This window comes from Rhizobium sp. CCGE 510 (assembly GCF_000292525.1).
GTDB lineage: Bacteria > Pseudomonadota > Alphaproteobacteria > Rhizobiales > Rhizobiaceae > Rhizobium.
Window position 1 is genome coordinate 119187 of sequence record NZ_AEYF01000002.1, and the last position, 22730, is coordinate 141916.

Below are 22730 nucleotides of genomic sequence, written 5' to 3' on the forward strand. Positions count from 1 at the left end.
TCGACGCTGCGTTTGGCACGTCCCCTCTCCCCGTTTTTTACGGGGAGAGGGTTAGGGTGAGGGGCAGCTTTCGACGTTAACCGGACAGATCAGCGCCCATGTCGCCGCCCGGCATTCCACCCTGCCAGAATCAGTGGTAACCCTTTCATCTGATATGGTTTCCAAGGTTATGACGTGTTTCGGTTTCCCCTCTTCATCCTTGTCACGCTGATCGTCGCCTTCGGCGGCGGGATCATGATTTCGCTTTATGCGCTGGATGCCACACAGGGTTTCGGGGCGATCAAGCTCGGGGCCTGGGAGGCGTTTCCGGCGTTGCAGACGGTCGAAGCCGATCCTTATGCCAAATCGCACCGCGCCCGCGCCGGCAAACTGCTTTATGGCAGCGCCGAAGGCCTGACCTTTACGGCGAGCGTCGACGATGATGGCGCGCGGCTGAATGCCGGCTGCCGCTACCGCATCAGCGGGCAGACGCCGCCTGCCCGGCTCTGGACCCTGTTTACCGCCGACAATGGCGGCAATCCGGCGGCGGTGAAGATCGGACATCCCTCGGCGCTCAATTCCTGGACGGTGCTGCGCCAGCCGGACAGCGGCTTCTCGATCGAAATCTCAGCCGCCGCGCAGCCGGGCAACTGGCTGGCCTTGCCAGAGGCCGGCACGTTCCGGCTTGTGCTGACGCTGTTCGACACACCGACCGCCGGCAGTTCCGGGGTGATCGACCTTGCCATGCCGAAGCTCACCAAGACCGGATGCGGCAATGCTTAGGATATTTTTCGCCATCCTGACCGGCCTTTTCGGCGCAGCGCTGCTGCACCTCGTCATCATCCTTTCGCTGCCGCATTTCACCGGCAAGGATGCGGCGACCCGTGTAGAGGCGGAGGGCGATCTCAATAATTTCACCCTGCTCGGCGGCCGGTATGACGAGGCAGGCCTTGCCAATGGCGACCCCTTCGTGCGCACCGCCGTCTGCTCCTTCGACGTCGAGGATGCGCCGGTGCATTTCACTGCCAAGGGCAATGTGCCCTTCTGGTCGATCGCGATCTACGACAGCGCCTCCAACGAGGTCTTCAGCATGAACGACAGGACCTCGGTCGGCGGCGCGCTCGATGTACTGGCAGGCGGTCCGATCCAGCTGACCGACCTGCGCAAGAACCTGCCGCAGGAATTGCAGCAGGCGATCCTGGTGGAGATGGCACGACCGGACGGCTACGCCGTGCTGCGGACGCTGGCGCCGCAGGAAAGTTTCGATGAGGCAGCGCGGAACTTCCTGACGGAAGCCGGCTGCGAGCAATTCACCGCCCGCTAAGGTTGAACACGCGTCACTTCGTGTTAACGCGCGGCGCGGGCGCCGGGGCACGCCTAGGGCTCTCGGCCAGCCGCTCGTAGCGGACGCCGGTGAACCATAGGATCTTTGCTTCGCGGGGCTCTTTGTCCGGGCGACGCGGCGCCCGCGGCTGCCGATCCGCCAATGCGACTACTATTGCCATTCTCGTCTCCATGCACTGCCCGAGACGGATGAACTTGCGATGGATTTCACCCTGCCCGCCAATGTGCGAGCCGACGCGTCCTGCGGTGCCGGAGTGACCGGCCCGAGGGCATTCGCGCCTTTCCCACGGCACCTGATTGAAATACCGTGATCAGGAGTTTCAACGATCCAAACACTCAATCGCTTCGTTCCTAGCCGAATTGAGACAGATGACAGTTAACAGTTTACTAATGTCCGGCGGACGCCAAACACAGTTCACGTCACTTCCTCTGTAACGCAGGACGAGTTGATTTGGTTTCACTCGACCGCGCAAAGACCCGGCCGAGGATCGCCGTATAAAATTAAAAGCAATTCATATAGTTGGCATGAACGCTGCAGCGTATTCATCGGGAAAGGCACGTTGTTGCAAAAATGCTTCATGAAAATATTTAATTGCGGGCGATTCGGATACGCGTATGATTCAATCGTCGACCACACGTTTCCGGGCACCGGTCGATCGCGGATATTCCGCGTCCTTGCCGGAATGCAGAGGGCCGGCGATGTCTTTGCTGGTGAATTCATCTTTCTCGCCTGAGGATCTCGACGTGCTGCGCAGTGCGCTCGATGCCTGGTGTGTGGAACGGCGCATCGACATCAAGAGCGTCGAGGCGCAGTTTGCGGCATCCGCAGCCCTCGACCTTTATCAGGCCGGTCACGACAGCCGCGAAACCCTGTTGCACGCGCTACGTGATCGCAGGGCCGCCTGAACTTTCCCCCGTCACACCAGCGATGAGCAGTCGCTGCTGCGCCTTTTCAAAGCGGCATTGTTGTCGGGCCGGCTGATCACGTCGCGACACGTATTGCGTGTATATTTCCGTCGAATTTTAATAAAATCTTCAGCATCCATTAACCCTACCGGTGTAGGATTTGTTCATAACCCATGTGGTCCAACATGCGTTCCGCCAGCGCATATCGGCCCGTGGTTCCCCTTGGTTCGGCGTTTTCGGGGTGTTCTTGTGCGTGACCGGTTTCGAGACCTAGAGGGCCCATTGGCCGTCAGGAAAAAGGACGTGGTATTGATGGCGACTGTCAGCAGTTTTGAGAGCCTGTCTCATCCGACACGGTCCGAACTGCGCCAATTTGCCGAGCTTTTCATGCCGCTATTTCAGGCCTCCTCCGACGAGGCCAAGCGCCAGGCGGTTGCTGCTCTCTCCCAATGCGCGAACATGCCGGCGGCCGTGGCGCTGTTCATCGGCAATCAGCCGATCGAGATCGCGGCCCCTTTTCTTGCCGCCTCCAAGGCAGTCGCCGACGATACGCTGATTACCATCGCGCGCACGCAGGGTGCAGCGCATGTCAAGGCGATCGTCAGCCGCGATTCACTCTCGCCGAAGGTCATCGATGCGCTGGTGGCGCTACGCCAGAGCCAACCGCGGCCGGCGGCCGCACCGGCACCAATCGCAGCGTCACAGACGGTTGCGCTTTCGCCGGCGCCGACCGAGAACAACGAGGCGGAGGCGCTGCAGGGACAGCGGGCTGCCAATGAAGAGGCGCTGCGCGAGCGTATCCTCGGTCTTGCCGGTCATCTCGGCCGGGCCGACGAGGACAGGCTCGGCCTGCGGACGCTCACCGATATTCAGGAGGCGTTGCTGGTGCGCTTTGCCCGCTCGCGCGAGGCGACACATTTCGCAACCGCGCTTGCCGATGCGCTGTCGGCCAGCCGCTGGCTTGCCGAGCGCATCATGCTCGATCTTTCCGGCCAACAGCTCGCGACGACGCTGACGAGCCTCGGCATGGGCTTTCTCGACGCCGTCTTCGTACTCGAGAAGCTCTATCCGCACCTTGCCGAACAGCAGCACAACGTCACGCGCGGCTGGATGGTGCTCGATGCGCTCGATCCGGAAGAATGCCACGAACGTGTGGACGCCTGGCGCCGCGCCGATCGCTACACCTATAAGCCCGAAGTGGCCAATGCGCCGGCGCTACAGGAAACGCCGAACCACCGCTTCCTCAATCAGGCGCCGGCGCAGCGCGACATGCGCGTCCTGGGGCGGCGGTCCCGCTGAGATCAGGAGTGCCGCCGGCCCTCAGCCATCCCGCGCAAGCGGGATCATGTCTCCCAATTCCTCCGCCTCCAGCTCGACGATCCAGAGATCGGGGTCGAACCGGCGTTCGCGTTCCAGCATGGCACGCACCGCTTCCGGATCGCCGCGCGACAGGCGGATCTCGAACAGACGGCCGCTCGCGTCGCCCTCGCCGAAGGCGGTCTGCGGCGCTGGCGCGTAAAGGGTTTCCAAGCCGTCGCGAAAATGCTGGCGGATGAAGATCGCGCCCGCCTCCTCAGCCCCCTTCTTCTCGACGGCGGCAAAATCGCCGCTGGCGAAGACGCGGCGCAGGAGGGCGGAAACGAAGATGTCGGCGCGTAATCTCATCGGCGCGGTATAGACCGGGGCGCAGGCCTCGGCAATGCGGAAGCAAGCATTGCCCCTGGGGTCAAACCTTGACGGCCAGCCGCAATCCACCCCAGTGCCGTCGATGGACGGTGATCGACGCTCCCCGTCTCAATCGGAAAAGCTTCAGGCAGCATGGTGAATAGGTTGCAAGCAGCGCTCGCATCTTGGACTTAGGTTGCTGAGGAAGCCGACGCCGTGACTATTGTCTGGCCGTGGGCGACACGTCAGCTGGCGACGAAGCCGGTCAGCCGCTCGCTCAACTGCCAGAGGCGTTCGGCGAGTTCCGGATCGGTTGCCCAAGGACGGACACCGAGCATCTCGGTCGAATCACCGGGAACGGCGGTAGCGATATTGCAGTTCTCGCAATAGGCGCCACCCAAACCGTCCAGCTTCTCGCTGACGGCGCACCATACTGTGGTCGCAGCCCCCTGCTCTATCGTCTTCTTGTTGTTTTCCGGATCGATGACCGGCTTGCCATGCTCGTCGACATAACCGCTCGCCTTGAGGAAGTCGCTCGACTGATGGCGGACCAGATTGGTGGTGACGATACCGCCGGGATGCAGCGAGAAGGCTCTGATACCGTGCTTTGCACCCAAAGCGTCCAGTGACACCGCAAAGAGAGCATTTGCGGTCTTCGACTGGCCATAGGCGAGATAAGGCGCGTACGCGCGGCTCTCGAAATTCGGATCGTCGAAATCGACCCCAGAGAAGACGTGACCGCGCGAGGAGACGGCGACGACGCGCGCACCCTCGGCCTTTGCCAGCGCCGGCCAGAGGCGGGCAGTGAGCTGGAAATGGCCGAGATGATTGGTGGAGAATTGGGACTCATATCCCCGGGCGTCGCGCGTCAGCGGGTTCGCCATCACGGCGGCGTTGTTGATAAGAAGATGCAAGGGCGCGCCGCTTTCAAGAAAGCGGTCGGCGAAGTCGTCGATAGAGCCGGGATCCATCAGGTCGAGCGCCTCCAGTACAAGGCCGGGAATGCTTTCCACGGCGGCCTTGGCTTTCCCGAGATTGCGGGCGGGGACGACAACCCTGGCACCGGCTTGGGCGAGCACACGAGCCGTCTCGAAGCCAAGACCGGAATAACCGCCGGTGACGATCGCGACCTTGCCTGAGAGATCGTGCCCGGCAATGACCTCCTCGGCGGTCGAAGTAGCACCGAAGTCAGAACCGATGGGAGCCTGTGGGGTGGACATGGTATGCCTCCGTGGTTGCACGATGGCCTTATATACGTCTGGGAAATGGGATTCTGAATGCTTGCAAATCCCAATTTCCTGCTCCATCGTTCACAAATGACCAGCGACCCGCTCTCTGAAATGCTCAATCTGCTCGATGCGCGCTGCCTTGTGTCCGGCGGGCTGGTCGCCGGCGGCGCCTGGGCGCTGCGTTTCCCCCGGCCGAATAGGATCAAGATCAGCGCGGTCGCCAAAGGGCGCTGCTGGCTTTCGCTCGACAATGGCAGTGCACCGATTCTGCTCGAGGCAGGCGACGTTGCGCTTCTGAACGGCCGGCACTCCTTCGTCCTGGCGAGTAACCTTGCAGTTGCGCCGACCGATGCGGTCAGCGCCTTCAAGGAGAAGATCGACGGCATGGCGCGCCACGGCGTTGGCGAGGATTTCCATTATCTCGGCGGCCACATCGCGCTCGGACCACAGGGCATGGAGTTGCTGTCCGACGTGCTGCCGCCGATCATCCATGTACGCGCCGCCCTTGCCGAAGCCGGCGTGCTGTGCTGGCTACTCGACCAGCTGGTGCGGGAGATGGCGGCAAAACGGCCGGGCGCCCTGCTCGCCTCAACACAGCTTGCGCAACTGATGTTCGTCCAGGTGCTGAGGGCGCACATCATGAGTTCGGCGCCCCTGACGGTCGGGTGGCTCCGAGCCTTCGGCGACGATCGCATTGCGCCGGCGCTGCGGCTGATGCATGGCGATCCGGGCCGGTCCTGGCAGCTTGGCGAACTGGCAAAGGCCGCCGGGATGTCGCGCACGAGCTTTGCTTTACGGTTCAAGACAGTGGCGGGGGTTGCGCCACTCACCTACCTCACCGGCTGGCGCATGCGTCTTGCCGAACGCGAGCTGCGCGAGGGCAGCATGCCGGTTTCGGCGCTGGCGCTTTCGCTCGGCTACGCATCCGAAAGCGCCTTCAGCAACGCCTTCAAGCGAATGACCGGTATCGCACCGAAGCGTTATCGTGCTGCGATGGCCCGCGAGGCCGGGCCGATCGAAGAGGCGGTGGATGTCGAGGGCCAGGCGATGACGGCACATTATCGGCCGTTGAAGGCGGCATCGTAGCGACTAAAGCGCGTTGATTTTATGCGTGTCTTTATCCCGGAACCGCCGCACACTTCCTGATGACATGCATTAGATCGCGCCGATTTCCTTGAGTTTTTTCAGCACCGCCTGAGTCGGCTCGCCGTTTTCGGGCAGGTTGTAATGCTTCTGGAAATGGCGGATGGCCGCGCGGGTCTGCTCGCCGGCGACCCCGTCGACACCGACATTGGCATAGGCCATGTTGGAAAGGCCCTTCTGGATCTTCAGCACCAGGTCGACATTGGTGATTTCGCTCGACGGCACCTGCTTTGCCGCCGAAGGAGCGGTTTTAACGGTCTTTTCGGCGCTGCGGATCGCCGCTGCCACCGGGTCTTCCGCCGCCGCCTTCGAGCTCACATCCTCGGGCGGCTTTTCCGCCGGCACGGTCGAAGGGCCTGCGGCATCGGTCTTCAGCGCCGCCAATACCTCCGGCGTCGGATCGCCGGTCTGGACCATGCCGATGGTTTCCTCGAAGAACAGGATGGCCGCACTGGTGCGGGGGCCGATGACGCCGTCGGGTATGCCGTTATAGAGGCCACGGCGCACCAGCTGCTGCTGGATGTCCATGACAAGCTGGCTCGGCTGCTGGCCGGCTGCTGCGGGCGCCGGCGTTGCGTTGGTGGTGGTTGCAGCATCCTCCGGCCGCTCGATCCGGAAGGTGGTGACGTCGCCCTGCTGCTCTTCAGCCGGGCGGCGGGCGCCGAGCACATTGGAGGACTGCGGATCGCGGGTGCGGAACATCGGATGCGGATGCAGGCCCGGCTGATACCAGAGCGCGTTGGCGGCGACGAAGGAGAAGATGACGACGAAGGTGATGGTGCCGCCGGCAACCGAGGGATTGCGGCCGATGACGCCGCCGAGTACGGATACGCCTTGCAGGCCGAGACCCCCGAGCGCCGCTGCACCCGACATCACGAGGCCCGGCTGCTGCCGTCCCCTTTTTCCCTTAGGCGATTTTCGCTTGCGCGCGGCCATCGAAACGCCCCTCCCCCAATTCGCCACCTGTATGGACCGCGCCCTTCAGCCGCGGCGGGAACTCGACAGTCGCGCCATGACCGGCGTCTTCGGCGCACACGGCGCCCGAGCCGTCGACCGCGATCTCGATGGTGATGATCGTGCCTTCGCCGGGCTGGCTGGCAATGGCGAAATGCCCGCCATGCAGCGCCACCAGCCCCTTGACCAGGGAAAGACCAAGGCCGGTGCCTTCGAAGCGGCGGGTATAGTCGTTCTGGATCTGAACGAAGGGCTGGCCGAGCAATGCCAGCTTGTCGGCCGCAATACCGATGCCGGTATCGCTGACCGTCAGCTTGAGGATGCCGTCGCGCGCCGCCGCATCGACCGAGACGACGCCGCCGGCCTCGGTGAACTTGATGGCATTGCCGACGAGATTGATCAGGATCTGCTGGATGGCACGCTGATCGGCGACAATCTCGCCGAGCCCGCGCTGGATACGGCTCGTCAGCGTCAGGCCCTTGGTCTTGGCCTGCAATGCCAGCATCGATTCGCAGGATTTGACCGAGCTTGATATATCGAAAGCTTCGAGGATCAGCTCGTAGCGACCGGCTTCGATCTTGCTCATGTCGAGCATGGTGTTGACGACGGACAAAAGGTGCGCGCCGGATTCGCGGACGAGGCCGACATATTCGCGCTGGCGGTCGTTTTCGAACTTGCCGAAATATTCTCCGATCAGGATGTCGGAAAAACCGAGAATGGCGTTCAGCGGCGTGCGCAGCTCGTGGCTGACGGCGGCGAGGAAGCGCGATTTGGCGTCGTTGGCCGACTCGGCATCGGCGACGCGGTTCTGGGCCTCGGCACGCAGCTGCTGTTCGACCGAGACATCGTGCAGCTGGGCAATGACGGCGGCAAGTTCGCCGTCGGCGTCGCGCCGGGCCGTCATGTCCATTCTGAGATAGGCGAACTGGCGTTGATCACGTGCGACCGAGGGGCGGTCGATGCGCAGATCGACACATTGAGCATCCTCGCCCCGGCGCAGGCCGTCGAGCGCCTGCAGGAAAAGAATGCGGTCGGAGACGTGCACCTGTTCCAGGAAACCCCTGCCTTTGGGATCACGCATCCAGGCGAGAAAATCGCGCCGGTCGCGGCCACCGATGGTCGCCACGCTGCCATGCGGGTCGAGGAAGAAGACCAGGCCGGGGGTGGCGGCAAGGAAAAAATCCTCGGCCGACTGCGTCGCGATACCGGCAGACGAGCCCTGACGGGCGAGTGCGATGCTGCCGACGGCAGAAAAGAGAAAGGCAGCGCAGACCATGGCGACGCCTGCCGGCAAGGCGACGGCCGGACTGGTGACCGCCGAGAGGCCTATAGGAGCAGCAATAAGAGCGGCCGACGAGAACAGTACGAGGCGGCGCAGGATCGCGAGCTCGCGTTGGCGCACGGCTTCGCCGCCGCCCGTCCGGGACAGCCAGCTTGTCGCCGCCCGGTCTACGAGGGCCGTCACCCAGCCGCCAATGTTACTCAATACACGCACGCAATACCCGCCAAGAAAGGCTGTCTATCGATCCGGACAATAGGCCTTGGCGACTTAAAGAAAGGATAAGGCAAAAGCGCTGTTCACAGCCTGAAAGCGCCGAAAATCCCGTTTTGAAGCATCTGGAAGGCTCTTTGCCTTTTGTGGTTAATAGCAGGTAAGCGACGGATTTTCCTCATATTTCAGCATTGCATTAACTCCTGTGGCAAGGCGAGCCAGCAAAAGTCCTGCAATTGCAGCGAGGTGCTGCCCTGATGCTTAACGGCGATTGCTCGCATTCGACTAAAATGTCCGTCAAATACCGTTCGCTAAAATTTGAACTAAATTTGCCGCAAATGCGCGTGAGTTTCGAAAAGCGGCGTTCGCAACTTGGCGGTAGGGTGAAAACACACCGGACAACCGGCCTGATTCGGCGACAAGAACCGGACGGGGAAACAGGATGGGCAACGACAATGTGGTTTCTGATCAAAGGATCCTTCTGGTTTGGCCTTGTGCTCGTGCTTCTTTCCGTCTTCAGCACGGAGAGTTCCGACAAGCTCGCCAACGGCCCGCAATTGCAGCTTTCCGACGCGTTTACGGCGGCAAGCGGCGCCTATGACTATCTCACAGGCATGTGCTCGGAAAAGCCCGAAGTCTGCGCCAAGGGCGCCGAAACCGCCACGGCGCTCGGCTACCGGGCCCGCGAAGGCGCCCGCGTCGCCTACGAACTTCTCGACAGCCAGTTCAAGGACGAGGCGCCGGCGACCGCAAGGCACGCCGAACAGCAGGTGCCGGTGGCGCTCAACCTGCCTTCGCTGGCCGCACCCGCCATTCAGGAAAAGTTCCGCGAGGCAAAGGCCGCGCTGAACCAGCCAATGCCTTACCGCCCGCCGGTCGAGGATGACGCCTCTGCCGAGATGGTTGTCACCGGCGCGATCCCGCTACCCACGCCGAAGCCTGCGATCTGATTTTTCTAAACTTGCATCGGTGGTCCGCATGACGCGGAAATGCCCCATGCCTGACGTGCCTGCCCTGTTTAATTCAGCATTTGCTGCGCCGTGAGGATGCCCATCCCTCACGGCGTTTCTTTTAATGCATGTCATCAGGACGCGCGGTTCAGGGATAACGAGATGCATAAAAACACAGAACAAAGCGTGTCGCCTGAATCCTGTTCGACGCGACGCGCTTTAACGGTTCAAATCCGCCGGTCTTTCACCTATATGCAGTTTAGAGCTTTTCCTGGCGCATTCCGGACGCAAAACCGCTGTGCACTTTTGCTGGAAGTGCTTTAATAGTGAAAGGCTTCTCCATGGCATCCCTCGACCTGATCATCGACGACTTCGCCTTCCTGGACGATTGGGAAGACCGCTACCGCTATGTCATCGAACTCGGCAAGGCACTGCCCGACCTGGCCGAGGAGAAGCGCACCTCCGAAAACAAGGTGATGGGCTGCGCCAGCCAGGTGTGGCTGGTGACGCATACGACAGGCGATCCCGACAACCCGGTGATGAGCTTCGAGGGTGATTCGGACGCCCATATCGTGCGCGGCCTCGTCGCCATCGTGCTCGCCACCTATTCCGGCAAGACGGCATCTGAGATCGCCGGGCTCGATGCCTTCGAGATCTTCTCGAAAATCGGCCTGGTGGAAAACCTGTCATCGCAGCGTTCGAACGGATTGCGGTCGATGGTCAACAGGATCCGGGAAGAAGCAACGGTCCGCGCCGCGGCGTGAACGCGCTTGTGTTGAGGGGCTTTGCGAGGTCGAGAGCCGAGCGATTCGGAAAGCGCTGCCCCAGCGGATCAGTATATTAACACTTGCTCATAGTACAGGAATACATCCTGCGTCCGCCGGCGAAGCATAGAGCAGCGCCCCTGCCTCGAGCGCATACAGAAAAGCCGGGCACAAGACCCGGCTTTTGTCGTTGGTGGCTTTCGAAAAAGCTCAGCCGCGGCCGCGCTTGCGGCGCTGACCCAGGCCCATCTCCTTTGCCAGGCGCGAACGCGCTTCGGCATAAGCGGGCGCTACCATCGGGTAGTCGGTCGGCAGGTCCCACTTCTCGCGGTAGTCTTCCGGCGAGAGGCTGTGATGCGTCATCAGGTGACGCTTGAGGGACTTGAAGTTGCCGCCGCATTCCAGACACGTGATCTGCTCGTCCTGTACGGACTTGCGGACAGAGACTGCAGGCTTCTGTTTTTCGACGATGGCCGCAGCAGGCTGCGGTACGGACGTGTTGCTCAGTGCCGAATGCACGTCGGAAATCAGATTTGCCAAGTCGCTGACCGGGACAACATGGTTGCTGACATAAGCCGCGACGATGTCGGCCGTCAGTTCCACAAGCAGCTCCGGCGCATTGCCGGTCGCCATTTCCGTCATATTTTTTCTCCTGTTAGCATGCTCAAACGGCCTTTGACTGTTACGTCAAAGACCCGCCTCGTAGAAGCGAACAGCAAAAGCACATGAACCGACCTTCTGTTTCGAAAAACACGAAATCCACCCCTAGATTCCGAAGAGCGAGACCTGTTCTTATACTGCCTGGCTGGAAACCACTACGTCATGCCCCAGGCGATGACCCCAGTTTAGACATAAAAAATCAAAACTGAGGGACTTGGAAGCAGTACGATTGTAATTCACAATCAGAACTCTACTTGCATTTTCAAATAGCATCGTTTGGTCGAAAGGCCAATTATTATTTGTCGTTTTTCTTGAGAAAAAATGACAGATGAAGAATTAAGGCACCCAAGGGCAAGATTTACTCACAGGTTCCTGTGCATAAGTTTTGCATAAATCTGGTAAAGCAGCGAACAGCATAGGCTCAGCGTTTGTGCATATCGTCACGGACCGAAACGGCACCGAGCGCATATCCCGAAAGGTGGGCGGCTCTGGCCAGCAGATGGGCAGAGACCGGCGCCGTCAGCAACAGGAAGACGAAGCCGGCAATGGCGCGGACGAGAATCGCCAGGTCCTGCGAATAGAGGCCGGCGGCAAGGAGCAGCAGGCCGGAGCCGACGGTCCCCACCTTCGAGGCCGCGTGCATGCGTGTATAGAGATCGGGCAGCCTGACCAGGCCAATCGCCGCCGAAAGAGCAAAAAAAGCCCCGGCGATCAGCAGCAGAGCGACGATGGCAGCCAGAATATAATCCATCATCGCTTCTTTCCTCCCGCATGGCCCCTTTTCGCGCCGGCCTTTGCCGGAGAGGCAGATGCCGGCGATTCGATGTTGCCGCGCGACAGCACGAATCGGGCGAAGGCGACCGTCGCCAGGAACCCGACGAGGCCGAGCGAGATGGCGATATCGATATAGAGCGAAAAGCCTGTTTTGATCGCGATGACAGCGATGAAGCCGATGGCGATGCCGGTCAGCATATCGAGGGCGAGGATGCGATCCGGCAATGTCGGGCCGGCAACGACGCGCCAGACCGTCAGAATCAGCGCCAGGCCGAGGATGACGAGGGCAGCCGAGGATGCGACCGCGATAATGGCGGCAGGTGTGATCACCGGAAAGCCTCCATGATCTTGCGTTCGAAGCCATTGGCGATATCCCGCTTGGTGGTCTCGGGATCGGAACAATCGAGCGCGTGGACATAGAGCGTGCGGCGATCCGAGGAGACATCGACCGAAAGCGTGCCGGGTGTCAGGGTGATGAGGTTTGCGAGTAAAGTGATCTCGAAATCGCTCGTCACCGTCAGAGGAAAGGCGAAGATGCCGGGTTTCAGCTTCATATCAGGCGAGAGGATGGTGAGCGTGACCCTCCAGGCCGACAGCGACAATTCCTTCAGAAACAGAGCGGCGAGCGAGAGCACCAGGCGGGCGCGGCGCAGATATCCCGTGCCGCCGAAGGGTTCGCGGATGATGGCCAGCGCCAGGGCGCCAAGCAGGAAACCGAAGACGAGATTGTGCAGCGAGGCGCTGCCGGTGACGGCGACCCAGGCAATGGCAAGCAGCAGGTTGAAGAGGAAGGCGATCACCGTGCACCTCCGGGAAAAACCGAATGAAGATAGGCCGCAGGATCGGCAAGACCGGCGGCTGCTGATTGCGACAGCGCCAGCAACTGTTCCGGCAGGATGCCGAAGCCGATGATGAGCGCCGTCAGTGCCGCAAGCGGCAGACCGGTGCGCCATCCGGCTTCGGACGGCATCCGCTCTACCGGCGCCGGGCGCCAATAGGCGAGCAGGAAGAGGCGGCCGAAAGCGATCGTCGTCAGAAAACCGCCGACCAGGATTGCGGCCGCCAGCCACCAGTCACCGAGATCGAGCGAAGCCTTGACGAGAATGACTTTCGGCCAGAAGCCGGAAAAGGGCGGCAGGCCGCAGGCGGCAAGGAAGAGCACGAGGGAGAGCGCGGCGAAGGCGCCGCTCTGCCGATAGAGCCCGCCGAGCTCCGACAATAAAAAGCCGCCGCCACGCCGGGCGATCTCGCCGGCAGCCAGATAAAGCGCTGTCATCAGCACCATGGAATGGAGCGCATAGAAGACCGCGCCGCTGACGCCGTCAATGCCGCCGCCTGGGCCGCCAAGGGCGACACCTGGGCCGCCAAGGGCGACACCGGCGAGCATGTTGCCGATGCCCGAGATGACGACATAGCCGAACAGCCTGCGGATATCGTTCTCGGCCAGGGCGCCGAGCGCGCCGACGAGGATGGTCGCGGCGGCGGCAAGCGCAATCAGCAGGCTCAATTCCTGGCGCTCCACCGGCAGCAACATGACCATCACCCGGATCAGTGCGTAGATGCCGACCTTGGTGAGCAGCCCGGCAAACAGCGCGGAGACGACGATGCGCGGCGTATGGTAGGCGGCGGGCAGCCAGAAATTGACCGGGAAGGCTGCCGCCTTCATGCCGAAGGCGAGCAGGAAGAGGCTGGCCAGGGTCATCAGCGGTGCAGTACCGCGCAAATCCTTCGCCCTTGCCGCGATATCGGCCATGTTGAGCGTGCCGAAGACGGCATAGAGGATGCCGACGCCAATCAGGAACAGCGTCGTGGCGATGAGGTTCAGCACCGCATATTTCAGCGCGCCATCGATCTGTTGACGTTCGGAGCCAAGGATGATCAGCCCGAAGGAAGAGATCAGCAGCACCTCGAACCAGACATAGAGATTGAAGACATCGCCGGTGAGAAAGGCGCCGGTGACACCGGCCATCAGCAACAAGAGCAGCGGGAAGAAACCGTATCGCCTCCCGCTTTCGCCGATATCGGCGAGCGCATAGATGCCGGCGGCGAGCGCCACAAGGGCTGCGGTGAAGGCCATCAGCGCACCGAAGAGATCAACGGTGAAGGCGATACCGAAAGGCGGCAGCCAGCGCCCCATGACCATGGTGAGCGGCCCTTCGGCCGAAACCTTGGCGAGCAGCGCCGCATCGATCAAAGCCAGCAGCGTAAGGCCTGAGATGGCGAGCCATGCCTGCAGGCGGGGATGGTTGCGCAGCATCAGCAGAACGGCACCGAGCGTGATGCAATGGGCGACCGGCAGGATTGCAAGCCAATGACCGATGGGCACGGGGGCGGTGATCAGTGCGGCGGAGAGATCGATGGTGATTGGGGCGGCCATCAGGTACGGCCCTCGGCATCGCCGGGCATCTCCCCCACAAGGGGGGAGATCGGCAAGACGCGCCCGTTTCCCGATATAACAATTGCACCCCAATCCGTCTCGCCCATCCCAAGCATCCAACTAGGGTGAGATTTCGCCCCCAGCCGATCTCCCCCCTTGTGGGGGAGATGCCCGGCAGGGCAGAGGGGGGTAAACACCAACGTCGACATCCGCCTCAATATCCCAATGGCGGCAGCGGCCGGTCGTCGGGCTCGGCAGCGTGCATTTCGTTGGTGTCGTCGGTGCCGAGGTCCTGATAGGCGCGGTAGGTCAGTACCAGCAGGAAGGCAAGGAAGGAGAAGGAGATGACGATCGCCGTCAGGATGAGGGCCTGCGGTAGCGGATTGGCCGTGCTGGCGGGCAAGGCGTCGAGACCGGCCGGGATGATCGGCGGCACCCCACGCGTCAGCCGGCCTGATGTAAAGAGCAGAAGGTTGACGGCATTGCCGAGGATGGCGATGCCGAGCATGATGCGGATCGTGAATTTCGACAGCATCAGATAAATGGCGGCGGCGAAGAACAGACCGACGAGGATCGCCAGCAGCGGCTCCATCACTCCACCTCCTTTTCTTCCAACGTCAGCGCAATCGAGGTGATGCCGCCGAGCACGACGAGATAGACGCCGATGTCGAAGAGCATGACGCTCGACAGCGGCACTTCGAGACCGAAGAGGTTCGGATAGATCCAGAGGCCGGTCATGAAGGGAACGGCGAAAAGAATGGAGAGAAGGCCTGCTACCGTCGACAGCAGCAGGCCGAAGCCGGCAAGCGACAGCGGATGGAAAAACAGCGCGCGGCGAACGGCGGCAACCCCACGGGCAATGCCATAGATCGCCAGTCCCGAGGCGGCGATCAGCCCGCCGATGAAGCCGCCACCCGGCTCGTTATGACCGCGCAGCAGCACGAAGACGGAAAATAGCAACATCAACGCGGTGAGGAACGGCGCAACCGTGCGGAAGATCAGGGTGTTCATCAGCCCTCTGTCTCCACCGCGGGTTCATTGGCCGCAAGCTTGCGCTCGGTGCCGGCGCGGATGCGGATCAGCGCCAGGATGGCAAGGCCGGCGACGGCGACGACGGCGATTTCGCCGAGCGTGTCGGTGCCGCGGAAATCGACGATGATGACGTTGACGACATTGGCGCCGTGGGCAATCGTTTTCGAATAGGCGTTGAAGAACATCGTCAGCGCGGCGTTGAACGGGACCTGCGTTGCCCGCAACAGCAGAAGCGTAAAGCCGAGGCCGCAGATCAGCGCAAGCGCGCCGTCGAAGACCCTGCGGCCGAGCGGGCGCCGATCGGCCGGCGAAAGGCGGAGCCTGGTCATGACCAAAGCGAGGATGACCACCGCCAGAGTTTCGACCATGAACTGGGTGAAAGACAGATCCGGTGCCCCGAACATCAGGAAGATAATGGCGACGGCAAAACCCTGGATGCCAAGCGAGACGATCGCCGTCAGCCGGTCGCGGGCGACGAGCACGGCGGCAAGGCCGAAGGCGGCAATCAGCAAAACCGCCCATTCATAGAGCCTGACATCGGCCGGCCAGGCGGGAAGGTGCGGCAGCTCGCCGTAGGCGATGGGCGGAATGATGAGGATGGCGGCGACGCAGAGGAAGGTGCAGGTGACGTAGATCTGCAGCCGGCCCGGCTGGAGGACACGCATGAGGCGGCCGGCGAAGCGGACAAGGCCTGAAATGGCAAGGTCGAAGCCGTGATCCGGCCCACGCCCGGCCGCGCGCAGGAAGATCGCCATCAAAAAGCGGGCGCGATCAAGCTGCCAATAGACGACGACGCCGAGCAGCACGGTGAGGAGCGAAAGGCCCAAAGGCAGGCCGATATGCGGCGCCAGCGAAATGTCGATGTCTACCGGGTCCTGGCGGATGGCGGCTGATATCGGCGAGGACAGCACGGTGTGCGTGACGTTCGAAAAGATCGCGGCAAGCAAGCCGAGGCCAGCGAGAACCGCCGGGCCTAGCCAGAGCAGAACGGGCGCTTCGTGTGGATGTTTCGGCGTCTCTACCGGCCGGCCGAGGAAGGGTTTCAGCGCCACTCCGAAGGCGATGGCGAACATCAGCGCATTGCCAAAGACGGTGATGGCGGTGAAGGTAAGCGCCCGAACATCGCTGCCGACCAGGGCGGTATAGATCTCTTCCTTGGCGAGAAAGCCGAAAAATGGCGGCAGGCCGGCCATAGAGAACGCCGCGGCAAGTGCAATCACCCATGTCAGCGGCATCGCCCGCATCAGGCCGCTAAGCCTGGTGATATCGCGCGTGCCGGTTTCGTGATCGATGATGCCGGCGACCATGAAGAGCGCGCCTTTGAACAGCGAATGCGCCACCAGATAGAGCGCCGCCGCCTCAACCGCATGTTCGGAGCCAAAGCCGATCAGCATGACGAGCAGGCCGAGCGAAGAGACGGTGGTGTAGGCGAGCTTGAGCTTCAAATCCGTTTGACGAATGGCGAGTGCAGTGCCGACCACCAGCGTCAGTCCGCCGAAGAAGGGCAGAAGGATTTCCCAGGCGGGTGTCGCCCCCATGACCGGATTGAGCCGCATCAGTAGATAGACGCCGGCTTTCACCATGGTGGCCGAATGCAGGTAGGCAGACACCGGCGTCGGCGCCTCCATGGCGTTCGGCAGCCAGAAATGAAAGGGAAACTGCGCAGACTTGGTGAAGGCGCCGCCAAGAACCAGGATGAGGGCAGCGAGATAGAGCGGGCTTTCGCGCACGACATCGCCAAATCCGATGAGCTGCGACATCTGCGTGACGCCTGAGATGTTCCAGAGCAGCAGCAGGCCGGCCAGCAGGCAGAGCCCTCCCCCGCCGGTCACAACAAGCGCCTGCAGGGCGGCGCGGCGAGCGGCCTGACGCTCGTGATCGAAGCCGATCAGCAGGAAGGAGGTGATCGATGTCAGTTCCCAGAAGATGAAGAGCATCAGGAAACTGTCGGAGACAACGACGCCGAGCATGGCGCCCATGAACAGAAAGATGAAGGAGAAGAAGCGGCCGTGATCCTTGTGTCCCCTGAGATAGCCGCCGGCATAAAGCACGATCAGTGTGCCGATGCCGGTGATCAGCAACGCGAAAGCCAGCGACAAGCCATCGAGGAACCAGGAGAAGGAGAGATTGTAGCTCGGCACCCAGGAATAACCGCCGGTGACGACGTCGCCGCGCGCGATCTCGGGAACGAATCGCAGGAAATGCAGGAAGGCGAGCAAGGGAGCAATCGCCAGAAGCCAGGCACCGTTGGCGCCGAAGATGCGGATGACGAAGGGGGCGGCAAGAGCGCCGGCAAGCGGCAGACACAGGGCCAGAAATGTCAGAGCCGTGACATCGGCCATGTCTCCTCCCCAACCGCAATAAACGACGCGCCAGCAAAACCGGCCTGTCTTGACTTAAGCGAAACGGGAGGGCGTCTCAAGCGATTTCGATTGGAGGGGTAAGGAGCGCAGCGGTGGTTGGTTGGATCAGGCCGCGGATCGAGAACGACGCGTCAACAGCCGGGCAACGCAGCCGTGCAGGACGAAGACCAGAAGCGTCAGCGGCCAGAGCAGGCAGGCAAAGAGGCCGGCGAGACGATGGAGCGTCAAGCCGTCATGGTTGGCCCAGCCCTCCAACAGCGTGACTGCCATGGCCGCCAGGGCGACGAGGCCGTAGAGCAGGACGATTGCTGCTTCAAACACCAGTGATTCCCCAATGCACGTAAGATTAACCCTAACAGAAAACCCCTAAGGGATGTAAGAGCAAGCGTCCTCCTCCAAAAGCGGTACACGGCGAATTGGGCAGGATGGTGCCCAAGACTTGATGAATCGGGGACGGCGCACCACATTTTCTGGCGAAACGGAACCGCCCCTCGGCGAAAGGAGCATGGCATGTCCGAAACTGCAACCACCGCCAAGATCCACAAGACCGATGCAGAATGGAAAGAGCAGCTCACTCCCGAGCAGTACCGCATCACGCGCCAGCACGGCACCGAGCGCGCCTTCACCGGCCCCTATTGGGATTCCTTCGAGACGGGGCTTTACCGCTGTGTCGGCTGCAACGCCCCGCTTTTCCGCTCCGACACCAAATTCGATGCCGGTTGCGGCTGGCCGAGCTATTTCGAAGCGGTGTCGCCCGATGCGGTGACCGAGCATCGCGATACCGCCTTTGGCATGGTGCGCACCGAAATCCGCTGCGGCAACTGCGAAGCCCATCTCGGCCACGTCTTTCCCGACGGCCCGCCGCCGACCGGCCTGCGCTACTGCATCAATGGCCATTCCATGGTGTTCGAGCCTGGGAAGTAGGCGTTCAGGGCAGAGCCGGCCTGCCCCATCCGCCGGCCGGCGCCAACCGGGGTCGAGCCACGCGTCTCGACCCGTCCTTCGGACCCCCGCTTACGGGGCGAAGGGTTGCGCCGCAGCCTCTCCGTTCCCCACTAACCCCTTGCAGGGCACGTCCCCTCGCCCCGTCAAAACGGGGAGAGGGTTAGGGTGAGGGGCAGCTTTCGGCGCAAAACCATGCCTGCAGCGCGACGATCCGGCTAACCGCCCGATCACTCGTGTTCGGCAGGGCATGGCCAGCTCGTCGGCGCCGAAAGGCCGGCCGGCAGCTTGGTCGAGGTGTCGCCGCAGGCGAGGTCGATCTGCGCCTGTTCGAGCCCGGCGGCGGCGGAGAGGTCGAGGCCTTCAATGCGGGTGAGGAACATGAAGGCGCGCTCGAATATCGGCGGGCCCTCGAAGGTAGCGCTGGAGAGATCGGCACGGGAGAGATTGGCGAAAGAGAATTTCGTGCCCGTCAGCACCGCCTTGTCGAAATCGGCGCGGCCGAGCTCAGCCTTTTCGAAGCTCGCGCCGGCAAGCGTAGCGCCGGCGAAATTGGCGCGTTGCAGTTCGGCGCCGGCGAAGGAGGCGCCGTCGGCGGCAATATTGGCGAAACTGGCGCGATAGGCCTCGATCTTGGCGAAGTTGGTGCCTTCGGCGTGGGCTCCCTCGAGTGAGGCACGCACCAACGTCGCCTTTTCGAGATTGGCGGATTTGACGTTGGCGCCAGCAAGATCCGTCAGCGAGAAATCGGTGCCGACGAGGTTGGCGCCTTCGAGATCACTGCCCTGCAGCATCAGGTTCTTCTTGGTGCATTCCTGCCAGTCGAGCTTCGGCGAGGCCAGGCTGCCGCAATCGGCGGCCCGGGCGGCAACCGGCGCAAATGCCAGAAGAACGAGGGCAAGGAGACCGAGCGACGATCCGTGCATTGCCATTGAGCTGTTCACCTCCATACCATTCTGAGGCCGCCTCGCGGAAAGCAGGCTGCCTCCCTTTCTTACACAGCTCAGACTACAATAAAAAGATGGCGCGCGCCGTTCACAATGGGCCGCCGAGGGTTGCCGCATCAGTCGAGCGGCAGCCGAAGCTCCATGCAGGTGAGGTCCAGCCAGCGGCCGAACTTGGTGCCGACCTCGGAAAATCTGCCGGCAATGCGGAAGCCAAGCTTTTCGTGCAGCCTGATCGAAGCGGTATTTTCTGCCTCGATGCCGGCGATCATCACATGGATATTTCCTGCCGCAGCATCGGCGATCAGTTCCCGCATCAGGCGCTCGCCGATGCCGGCGCCGCGGCAATCCTTGTGGACATAGACGGAATGCTCGACGGTGTGGCGGTAGCCGTCGAAGGCGCGCCAGTCGCCATATGAGGCGTAGCCCGCGACCTTGCCTGACAGCTCGGCAACGATGACCGGAAAGCCGCGACCCTTGCGCGCCTTCATCCATTCCCGGCGGTTTTCGAGATCGACCAGCGTGTCGTTCCAGATCGCCGTGGTGTGCTCGACGGCGTGATTGTAGATATCGCGGATTGCGGAAAGATCGGCTTCGGTGGCATCGCGGAGGAGGACAGCGTCTGTCATGATTGCCCGTTCGTATTGTCTGCGAAACGCGGCATACGCCCGGCCTCGAACGATGTAAACGGCGGATGCGAAATACCGGCGACTTTGGGCACGGCCGTCGTCAAAGCGCGTCGCGATCTTTCAGATTCGCTCCTTGCGCTTGAGACCATTATTTTCTCGCATGTCGTTACCGCAAAACCGCTACACACTTTTGCGCGACATGCTTTAGAGCCCCGGCCCCGACAGGCTGAAGCAGGTGAAGACGGCCGAATAATGCACCGCCGCGGCGGTGACGACGAAACCGTGCCAAATGGCGTTCTGGAAGCGCAGCTTCTCCCAGACATGGAAGATGACGCCGAGCGAATAGATGACCCCGCCGATGACGATCAGCAGCATCGAGGCGGAGGGAATGCGCGCGGCGACAGGCCCGGCCACCAGCACGCCGCTCCAGCCCATGGCGAGATAAAGCAGGATGGCAACGCGGTCGTAACGGCCGGGAAAGACGCATTTCAGGACAATGCCGGCGGCGGCGAAAAGCCAGATCGCGACCAGCATGAACAAGAGCAGCGGGTCGTCGGCGCCGCGTTCGAGAAAGGGCGTGTAGGTGGCGGCGATCAACAGGAAGATCGCCGAATGATCGAAGCGGCGCAGGTACCATTTGGTGCGCGAGACAGGCCAGGCGTTGTAGGAAAAGGAAATGGCCAGCGTCAGCACCAGCCCGACGCCATAGATCCAGGCGGCAGCGAGCGCGCCGTAGGAACTCCAGAGCGTGGCGTAGAAGATCAGCACCGTGGCGCCGATCAGCGCCAGCACGAGACCGACGCCATGGACGATACCGTCGGCTATCAGCTCGTATCTGTCGTAAGCCCAGCGAATGCCGTTGAATTCGGCCATGCCCGCCAATCCGTTTCAGACCCCGATTGCAATCGTCGCATCGAACCGACAGGCACGCAACTGCGGCAAAGCGCACGGGCGGTAAATCTTCGTGACAGGCTGATTGACGGCGGAGCAGCTGCGCGCATCAAACCTTCTGCCGGTCGACCAGCACCGAGCATTTGGCGTGGCGCACGACCCGGTCGGCGGTGGCGCCGATGAAATAATTGGAAAAGTCCGGAACATGCGAGGCGACGATAATGAGGTCGGCTCCGTGGCTGTCGGCGGTCGAGATGATCACTTTGGCGGGTGGGCCGTTGCGGATCTCGACGGTTGCCGCAATACCGGTTGCAGCGATCAGCGCTTTCAGCTCGTCGCGGCTGTCCTGCATGGCGTCCTCGACCATGTTGGCCGGCAGTTCGACGGCGACATAGGTCGGCACGTCCTCGATGACGTTGAGTGCGACGATCTCGCCGCCGTCGTCGAGCAGGGACGCGGCCTTGCGCAGGATCGTGCCTCCCTTTTCGATGCCGCCGAGCGCGATCGCTACGATGATCTTCCTGTACATGGCTTCCCTCCATGACTGAGATTTATAAGCTTCCTCTAAAGAAGATATGGGCGCTTTGACCGCGATCAAGTGGACGTCATCGTCAACATTTGCTCAACGCTTCATCCTCAAAAACGGATCTTCTGTGAACAATAGGAATCCGCCATATAGAGATCAGCTATGGCAGCCCAGAGGAGGCAGAGGCGGATGAATCGACGAAACTTTCTCGGCCTTGCCGCGGGCGGCACATTCGTCGCCACCGCCGGCACGCCGTCCATTCCACAGGCCAGATCAGTGGCAGGAGAACAATCCATGACGACCGAAACTTCCTATGCGCTGACACGACCCGCCTATATCGATCAGTCGCATCTGGTCGTGACCGACCTCGCTGTCGTTTCCGGCTTCTATCAATCGATGCTCGGCCTGAAGGTCATCGAGAAGACGGCGAGCGGGCAAGTGCTGGGTGTCGGCGATCTGCCGCTGCTGACGCTGACGCTGACGACCGCCAAAGACGCGGCGATCGCGCCACGCAATGCCGCCGGTCTTTTCCACACCGCCTTCCTGATGCCGGACCGGGCGGCGCTCGCACGCTGGCTGCGCCACGCCGCCAACAACAATGTTGTGCTCGACGGCGCCTCGGACCACCTCGTCAGCGAGGCAATCTATCTGTCCGACCCCGAGGGCAACGGCATCGAAATCTATGCCGACCGGCCGCACGAGCAATGGAAGTTCGATCAGGATGGCATGGTCGACATGGCAACGCTGCGGCTCGACCTGCAGGCGCTCTATGACAGCGCGACCGATGAGCATTGGAGCGGCATGGCTGTGGGAACGGCGATCGGCCATTTGCATCTGCAGGTCGGCGACATCCCTCAGGCCGACGCCTTTTACCGCGACGTCCTCGGCCTAAAGCTGATGGCAAGCCGTCCCGGCGCAAGTTTCTTTGCGACCGGCGGCTACCATCATCACATCGCCGCCAATATCTGGAACAGCCGGGGTGCTGTCGCACGCGCCGACAATATGACCGGACTTTCGGACTACAAGCTCCGTTTCAATGACAAGGCGACGCTGGATGCGGCCATCTCCAAGCTCGATACGCTGGAGATCAAGAGCGAGAAGCGTGATGGCGGCGTGTTCCTCAGGGATCCGTGGGGCATCGGCCTGACGCTTTCGGCTTGATCGCG

At 61.9% G+C, this 22730-nt stretch carries 26 protein-coding genes; 9 read left to right on the forward strand and 17 right to left on the reverse strand.

The genetic code is table 11. The features are described 5' to 3' along the window. Positions 1-174: 174 nt before the first annotated feature. The 4 genes from RCCGE510_RS02250 (at position 175) to RCCGE510_RS02265 (ending at position 3528) form a co-directional block, all read left to right on the forward strand. Positions 175-762 carry a DUF1214 domain-containing protein gene (locus RCCGE510_RS02250; protein WP_007626757.1) on the forward strand — a complete coding sequence of 196 codons (588 nt, stop codon included), beginning with the start codon at positions 175-177 and terminating at the stop codon, positions 760-762. Beyond that, a complete protein-coding gene (locus tag RCCGE510_RS02255; RefSeq protein WP_007626758.1) occupies positions 755-1303 on the forward strand; it encodes a hypothetical protein in 549 nt (182 codons plus the stop codon). The genes RCCGE510_RS02250 and RCCGE510_RS02255 overlap by 8 nt, the downstream gene beginning before the upstream one ends. 719 nt (positions 1304-2022) lie before the next feature. Beyond that, the gene (locus RCCGE510_RS02260) at positions 2023-2229 is read left to right on the forward strand and encodes a hypothetical protein (RefSeq protein ID WP_037077563.1); all 207 of its coding nucleotides are present in this window, start codon (positions 2023-2025) and stop codon (positions 2227-2229) included. A 249-nt stretch (positions 2230-2478) separates the two neighbouring features. Continuing rightward, the gene (locus tag RCCGE510_RS02265) at positions 2479-3528 is read left to right on the forward strand and encodes a DUF2336 domain-containing protein (protein WP_081525667.1); all 1050 of its coding nucleotides are present in this window, start codon (positions 2479-2481) and stop codon (positions 3526-3528) included. Between the two features lie 21 nt (positions 3529-3549). Here the strand turns inward: RCCGE510_RS02265 and RCCGE510_RS02270 are convergent, their stop codons facing one another. Then, positions 3550-3894: a DUF1491 family protein gene (locus tag RCCGE510_RS02270; RefSeq protein ID WP_007626761.1), complete on the reverse strand. Its 345-nt coding sequence runs from the start codon at positions 3892-3894 to the stop codon at positions 3550-3552. Between the two features lie 245 nt (positions 3895-4139). Further along, the gene (locus tag RCCGE510_RS02275; protein WP_007626762.1) at positions 4140-5114 is read right to left on the reverse strand and encodes an oxidoreductase; all 975 of its coding nucleotides are present in this window, start codon (positions 5112-5114) and stop codon (positions 4140-4142) included. Between the two features lie 57 nt (positions 5115-5171). Here RCCGE510_RS02275 and RCCGE510_RS02280 point away from each other — a divergent pair, with 57 nt between their 5' ends. Beyond that, entirely contained in the window at positions 5172-6209 is a 1038-nt protein-coding gene (locus RCCGE510_RS02280; protein ID WP_007626763.1) for an AraC family transcriptional regulator, read from the forward strand. Positions 6210-6278: 69 nt separating this feature from the next. On the opposite strand, the gene RCCGE510_RS02285 is transcribed toward RCCGE510_RS02280, so the two are convergent. Together RCCGE510_RS02285 and RCCGE510_RS02290 are read right to left on the reverse strand one after the other, a co-directional pair. Beyond that, positions 6279-7202 carry a peptidoglycan-binding domain-containing protein gene (locus RCCGE510_RS02285; RefSeq protein WP_007626764.1) on the reverse strand — a complete coding sequence of 308 codons (924 nt, stop codon included), beginning with the start codon at positions 7200-7202 and terminating at the stop codon, positions 6279-6281. Further along, positions 7174-8715 carry a HAMP domain-containing sensor histidine kinase gene (locus RCCGE510_RS02290; RefSeq protein WP_037077522.1) on the reverse strand — a complete coding sequence of 514 codons (1542 nt, stop codon included), beginning with the start codon at positions 8713-8715 and terminating at the stop codon, positions 7174-7176. The genes RCCGE510_RS02285 and RCCGE510_RS02290 overlap by 29 nt, the downstream gene beginning before the upstream one ends. 452 nt (positions 8716-9167) lie before the next feature. On the opposite strand from RCCGE510_RS02290, the gene RCCGE510_RS02295 reads away from it, so the two are divergent. Then, entirely contained in the window at positions 9168-9662 is a 495-nt protein-coding gene (locus RCCGE510_RS02295) for a DUF5330 domain-containing protein (protein WP_007626773.1), read from the forward strand. A 341-nt stretch (positions 9663-10003) separates the two neighbouring features. Next, entirely contained in the window at positions 10004-10426 is a 423-nt protein-coding gene (locus tag RCCGE510_RS02300; RefSeq protein ID WP_007626775.1) for a SufE family protein, read from the forward strand. A gap of 210 nt (positions 10427-10636) precedes the next feature. Here RCCGE510_RS02300 and RCCGE510_RS02305 read toward each other — a convergent pair whose 3' ends face one another. The 9 genes from RCCGE510_RS02305 to RCCGE510_RS02350 form a co-directional block, all read right to left on the reverse strand. Then, positions 10637-11068, reverse strand: coding sequence for a MucR family transcriptional regulator (locus tag RCCGE510_RS02305; RefSeq protein WP_007626776.1), 432 nt, complete (start codon positions 11066-11068; stop codon positions 10637-10639). Between the two features lie 439 nt (positions 11069-11507). Continuing rightward, positions 11508-11840 (reverse strand): monovalent cation/H(+) antiporter subunit G, encoded by a 333-nt coding sequence (mnhG, locus tag RCCGE510_RS02310; RefSeq protein ID WP_037077525.1) that lies wholly within the window; start codon positions 11838-11840, stop codon positions 11508-11510. Continuing rightward, a complete protein-coding gene (locus RCCGE510_RS02315) occupies positions 11837-12190 on the reverse strand; it encodes a cation:proton antiporter (RefSeq protein WP_007626780.1) in 354 nt (117 codons plus the stop codon). The genes mnhG and RCCGE510_RS02315 overlap by 4 nt, the downstream gene beginning before the upstream one ends. Further along, positions 12187-12660: a Na+/H+ antiporter subunit E gene (locus tag RCCGE510_RS02320; RefSeq protein ID WP_007626782.1), complete on the reverse strand. Its 474-nt coding sequence runs from the start codon at positions 12658-12660 to the stop codon at positions 12187-12189. The genes RCCGE510_RS02315 and RCCGE510_RS02320 overlap by 4 nt, the downstream gene beginning before the upstream one ends. Continuing rightward, a complete protein-coding gene (locus RCCGE510_RS02325; protein ID WP_007626784.1) occupies positions 12657-14237 on the reverse strand; it encodes a Na+/H+ antiporter subunit D in 1581 nt (526 codons plus the stop codon). The genes RCCGE510_RS02320 and RCCGE510_RS02325 overlap by 4 nt, the downstream gene beginning before the upstream one ends. A 214-nt stretch (positions 14238-14451) precedes the next feature. After that, entirely contained in the window at positions 14452-14829 is a 378-nt protein-coding gene (locus RCCGE510_RS02335; protein ID WP_007626788.1) for a Na+/H+ antiporter subunit C, read from the reverse strand. Then, entirely contained in the window at positions 14829-15248 is a 420-nt protein-coding gene (locus RCCGE510_RS02340; RefSeq protein ID WP_007626790.1) for a Na(+)/H(+) antiporter subunit B, read from the reverse strand. The genes RCCGE510_RS02335 and RCCGE510_RS02340 overlap by 1 nt, the downstream gene beginning before the upstream one ends. Further along, positions 15248-17611, reverse strand: coding sequence for a putative monovalent cation/H+ antiporter subunit A (locus RCCGE510_RS02345; RefSeq protein WP_007626792.1), 2364 nt, complete (start codon positions 17609-17611; stop codon positions 15248-15250). Before RCCGE510_RS02345 ends, RCCGE510_RS02340 begins: the two co-directional genes overlap by 1 nt. A gap of 126 nt (positions 17612-17737) precedes the next feature. Beyond that, the gene (locus RCCGE510_RS02350) at positions 17738-17953 is read right to left on the reverse strand and encodes a hypothetical protein (RefSeq protein WP_007626794.1); all 216 of its coding nucleotides are present in this window, start codon (positions 17951-17953) and stop codon (positions 17738-17740) included. A 189-nt stretch (positions 17954-18142) separates the two neighbouring features. Here RCCGE510_RS02350 and msrB point away from each other — a divergent pair, with 189 nt between their 5' ends. Further along, positions 18143-18556, forward strand: coding sequence for a peptide-methionine (R)-S-oxide reductase MsrB (gene msrB / locus RCCGE510_RS02355; RefSeq protein WP_007626796.1), 414 nt, complete (start codon positions 18143-18145; stop codon positions 18554-18556). A gap of 248 nt (positions 18557-18804) precedes the next feature. Here the strand turns inward: msrB and RCCGE510_RS02360 are convergent, their stop codons facing one another. From RCCGE510_RS02360 to RCCGE510_RS02375, 4 genes are all read right to left on the reverse strand, one after another. Continuing rightward, positions 18805-19506, reverse strand: coding sequence for a pentapeptide repeat-containing protein (locus RCCGE510_RS02360; RefSeq protein ID WP_007626797.1), 702 nt, complete (start codon positions 19504-19506; stop codon positions 18805-18807). A 131-nt stretch (positions 19507-19637) separates the two neighbouring features. After that, positions 19638-20147 (reverse strand): GNAT family N-acetyltransferase, encoded by a 510-nt coding sequence (locus RCCGE510_RS02365; RefSeq protein ID WP_007626798.1) that lies wholly within the window; start codon positions 20145-20147, stop codon positions 19638-19640. A 204-nt stretch (positions 20148-20351) separates the two neighbouring features. Beyond that, positions 20352-21020, reverse strand: a complete 669-nt coding sequence (locus RCCGE510_RS02370) for a hemolysin III family protein (RefSeq protein ID WP_007626799.1) — start codon at positions 21018-21020, stop codon at positions 20352-20354. 127 nt (positions 21021-21147) lie between these two features. After that, positions 21148-21567 (reverse strand): universal stress protein, encoded by a 420-nt coding sequence (locus tag RCCGE510_RS02375; RefSeq protein ID WP_007626800.1) that lies wholly within the window; start codon positions 21565-21567, stop codon positions 21148-21150. 186 nt (positions 21568-21753) lie between these two features. On the opposite strand from RCCGE510_RS02375, the gene RCCGE510_RS02380 reads away from it, so the two are divergent. Further along, positions 21754-22725, forward strand: coding sequence for a VOC family protein (locus tag RCCGE510_RS02380; protein WP_192815268.1), 972 nt, complete (start codon positions 21754-21756; stop codon positions 22723-22725). Positions 22726-22730 lie beyond the last annotated feature (5 nt).

Coding starts and splice junctions, on each gene's coding strand:
- RCCGE510_RS02255 (WP_007626758.1), top strand. CDS start 755: ATGCTTAGGATATTTTTCGCCATCCTGACCGGCCTTTTCGGCGCAGCG.
- RCCGE510_RS02260 (WP_037077563.1), top strand. CDS start 2,023: ATGTCTTTGCTGGTGAATTCATCTTTCTCGCCTGAGGATCTCGACGTG.
- RCCGE510_RS02270 (WP_007626761.1), bottom strand. CDS start 3,894: ATGAGATTACGCGCCGACATCTTCGTTTCCGCCCTCCTGCGCCGCGTC.
- RCCGE510_RS02275 (WP_007626762.1), bottom strand. CDS start 5,114: ATGTCCACCCCACAGGCTCCCATCGGTTCTGACTTCGGTGCTACTTCG.
- RCCGE510_RS02280 (WP_007626763.1), top strand. CDS start 5,172: ATGCTTGCAAATCCCAATTTCCTGCTCCATCGTTCACAAATGACCAGC.
- RCCGE510_RS02285 (WP_007626764.1), bottom strand. CDS start 7,202: ATGGCCGCGCGCAAGCGAAAATCGCCTAAGGGAAAAAGGGGACGGCAG.
- RCCGE510_RS02295 (WP_007626773.1), top strand. CDS start 9,168: ATGTGGTTTCTGATCAAAGGATCCTTCTGGTTTGGCCTTGTGCTCGTG.
- RCCGE510_RS02300 (WP_007626775.1), top strand. CDS start 10,004: ATGGCATCCCTCGACCTGATCATCGACGACTTCGCCTTCCTGGACGAT.
- RCCGE510_RS02305 (WP_007626776.1), bottom strand. CDS start 11,068: ATGACGGAAATGGCGACCGGCAATGCGCCGGAGCTGCTTGTGGAACTG.
- mnhG (WP_037077525.1), bottom strand. CDS start 11,840: ATGATGGATTATATTCTGGCTGCCATCGTCGCTCTGCTGCTGATCGCC.
- RCCGE510_RS02325 (WP_007626784.1), bottom strand. CDS start 14,237: ATGGCCGCCCCAATCACCATCGATCTCTCCGCCGCACTGATCACCGCC.
- RCCGE510_RS02335 (WP_007626788.1), bottom strand. CDS start 14,829: ATGGAGCCGCTGCTGGCGATCCTCGTCGGTCTGTTCTTCGCCGCCGCC.
- RCCGE510_RS02340 (WP_007626790.1), bottom strand. CDS start 15,248: ATGAACACCCTGATCTTCCGCACGGTTGCGCCGTTCCTCACCGCGTTG.
- RCCGE510_RS02345 (WP_007626792.1), bottom strand. CDS start 17,611: ATGGCCGATGTCACGGCTCTGACATTTCTGGCCCTGTGTCTGCCGCTT.
- msrB (WP_007626796.1), top strand. CDS start 18,143: ATGTCCGAAACTGCAACCACCGCCAAGATCCACAAGACCGATGCAGAA.
- RCCGE510_RS02360 (WP_007626797.1), bottom strand. CDS start 19,506: ATGGCAATGCACGGATCGTCGCTCGGTCTCCTTGCCCTCGTTCTTCTG.
- RCCGE510_RS02365 (WP_007626798.1), bottom strand. CDS start 20,147: ATGACAGACGCTGTCCTCCTCCGCGATGCCACCGAAGCCGATCTTTCC.
- RCCGE510_RS02370 (WP_007626799.1), bottom strand. CDS start 21,020: ATGGCCGAATTCAACGGCATTCGCTGGGCTTACGACAGATACGAGCTG.
- RCCGE510_RS02375 (WP_007626800.1), bottom strand. CDS start 21,567: ATGTACAGGAAGATCATCGTAGCGATCGCGCTCGGCGGCATCGAAAAG.
- RCCGE510_RS02380 (WP_192815268.1), top strand. CDS start 21,754: ATGAATCGACGAAACTTTCTCGGCCTTGCCGCGGGCGGCACATTCGTC.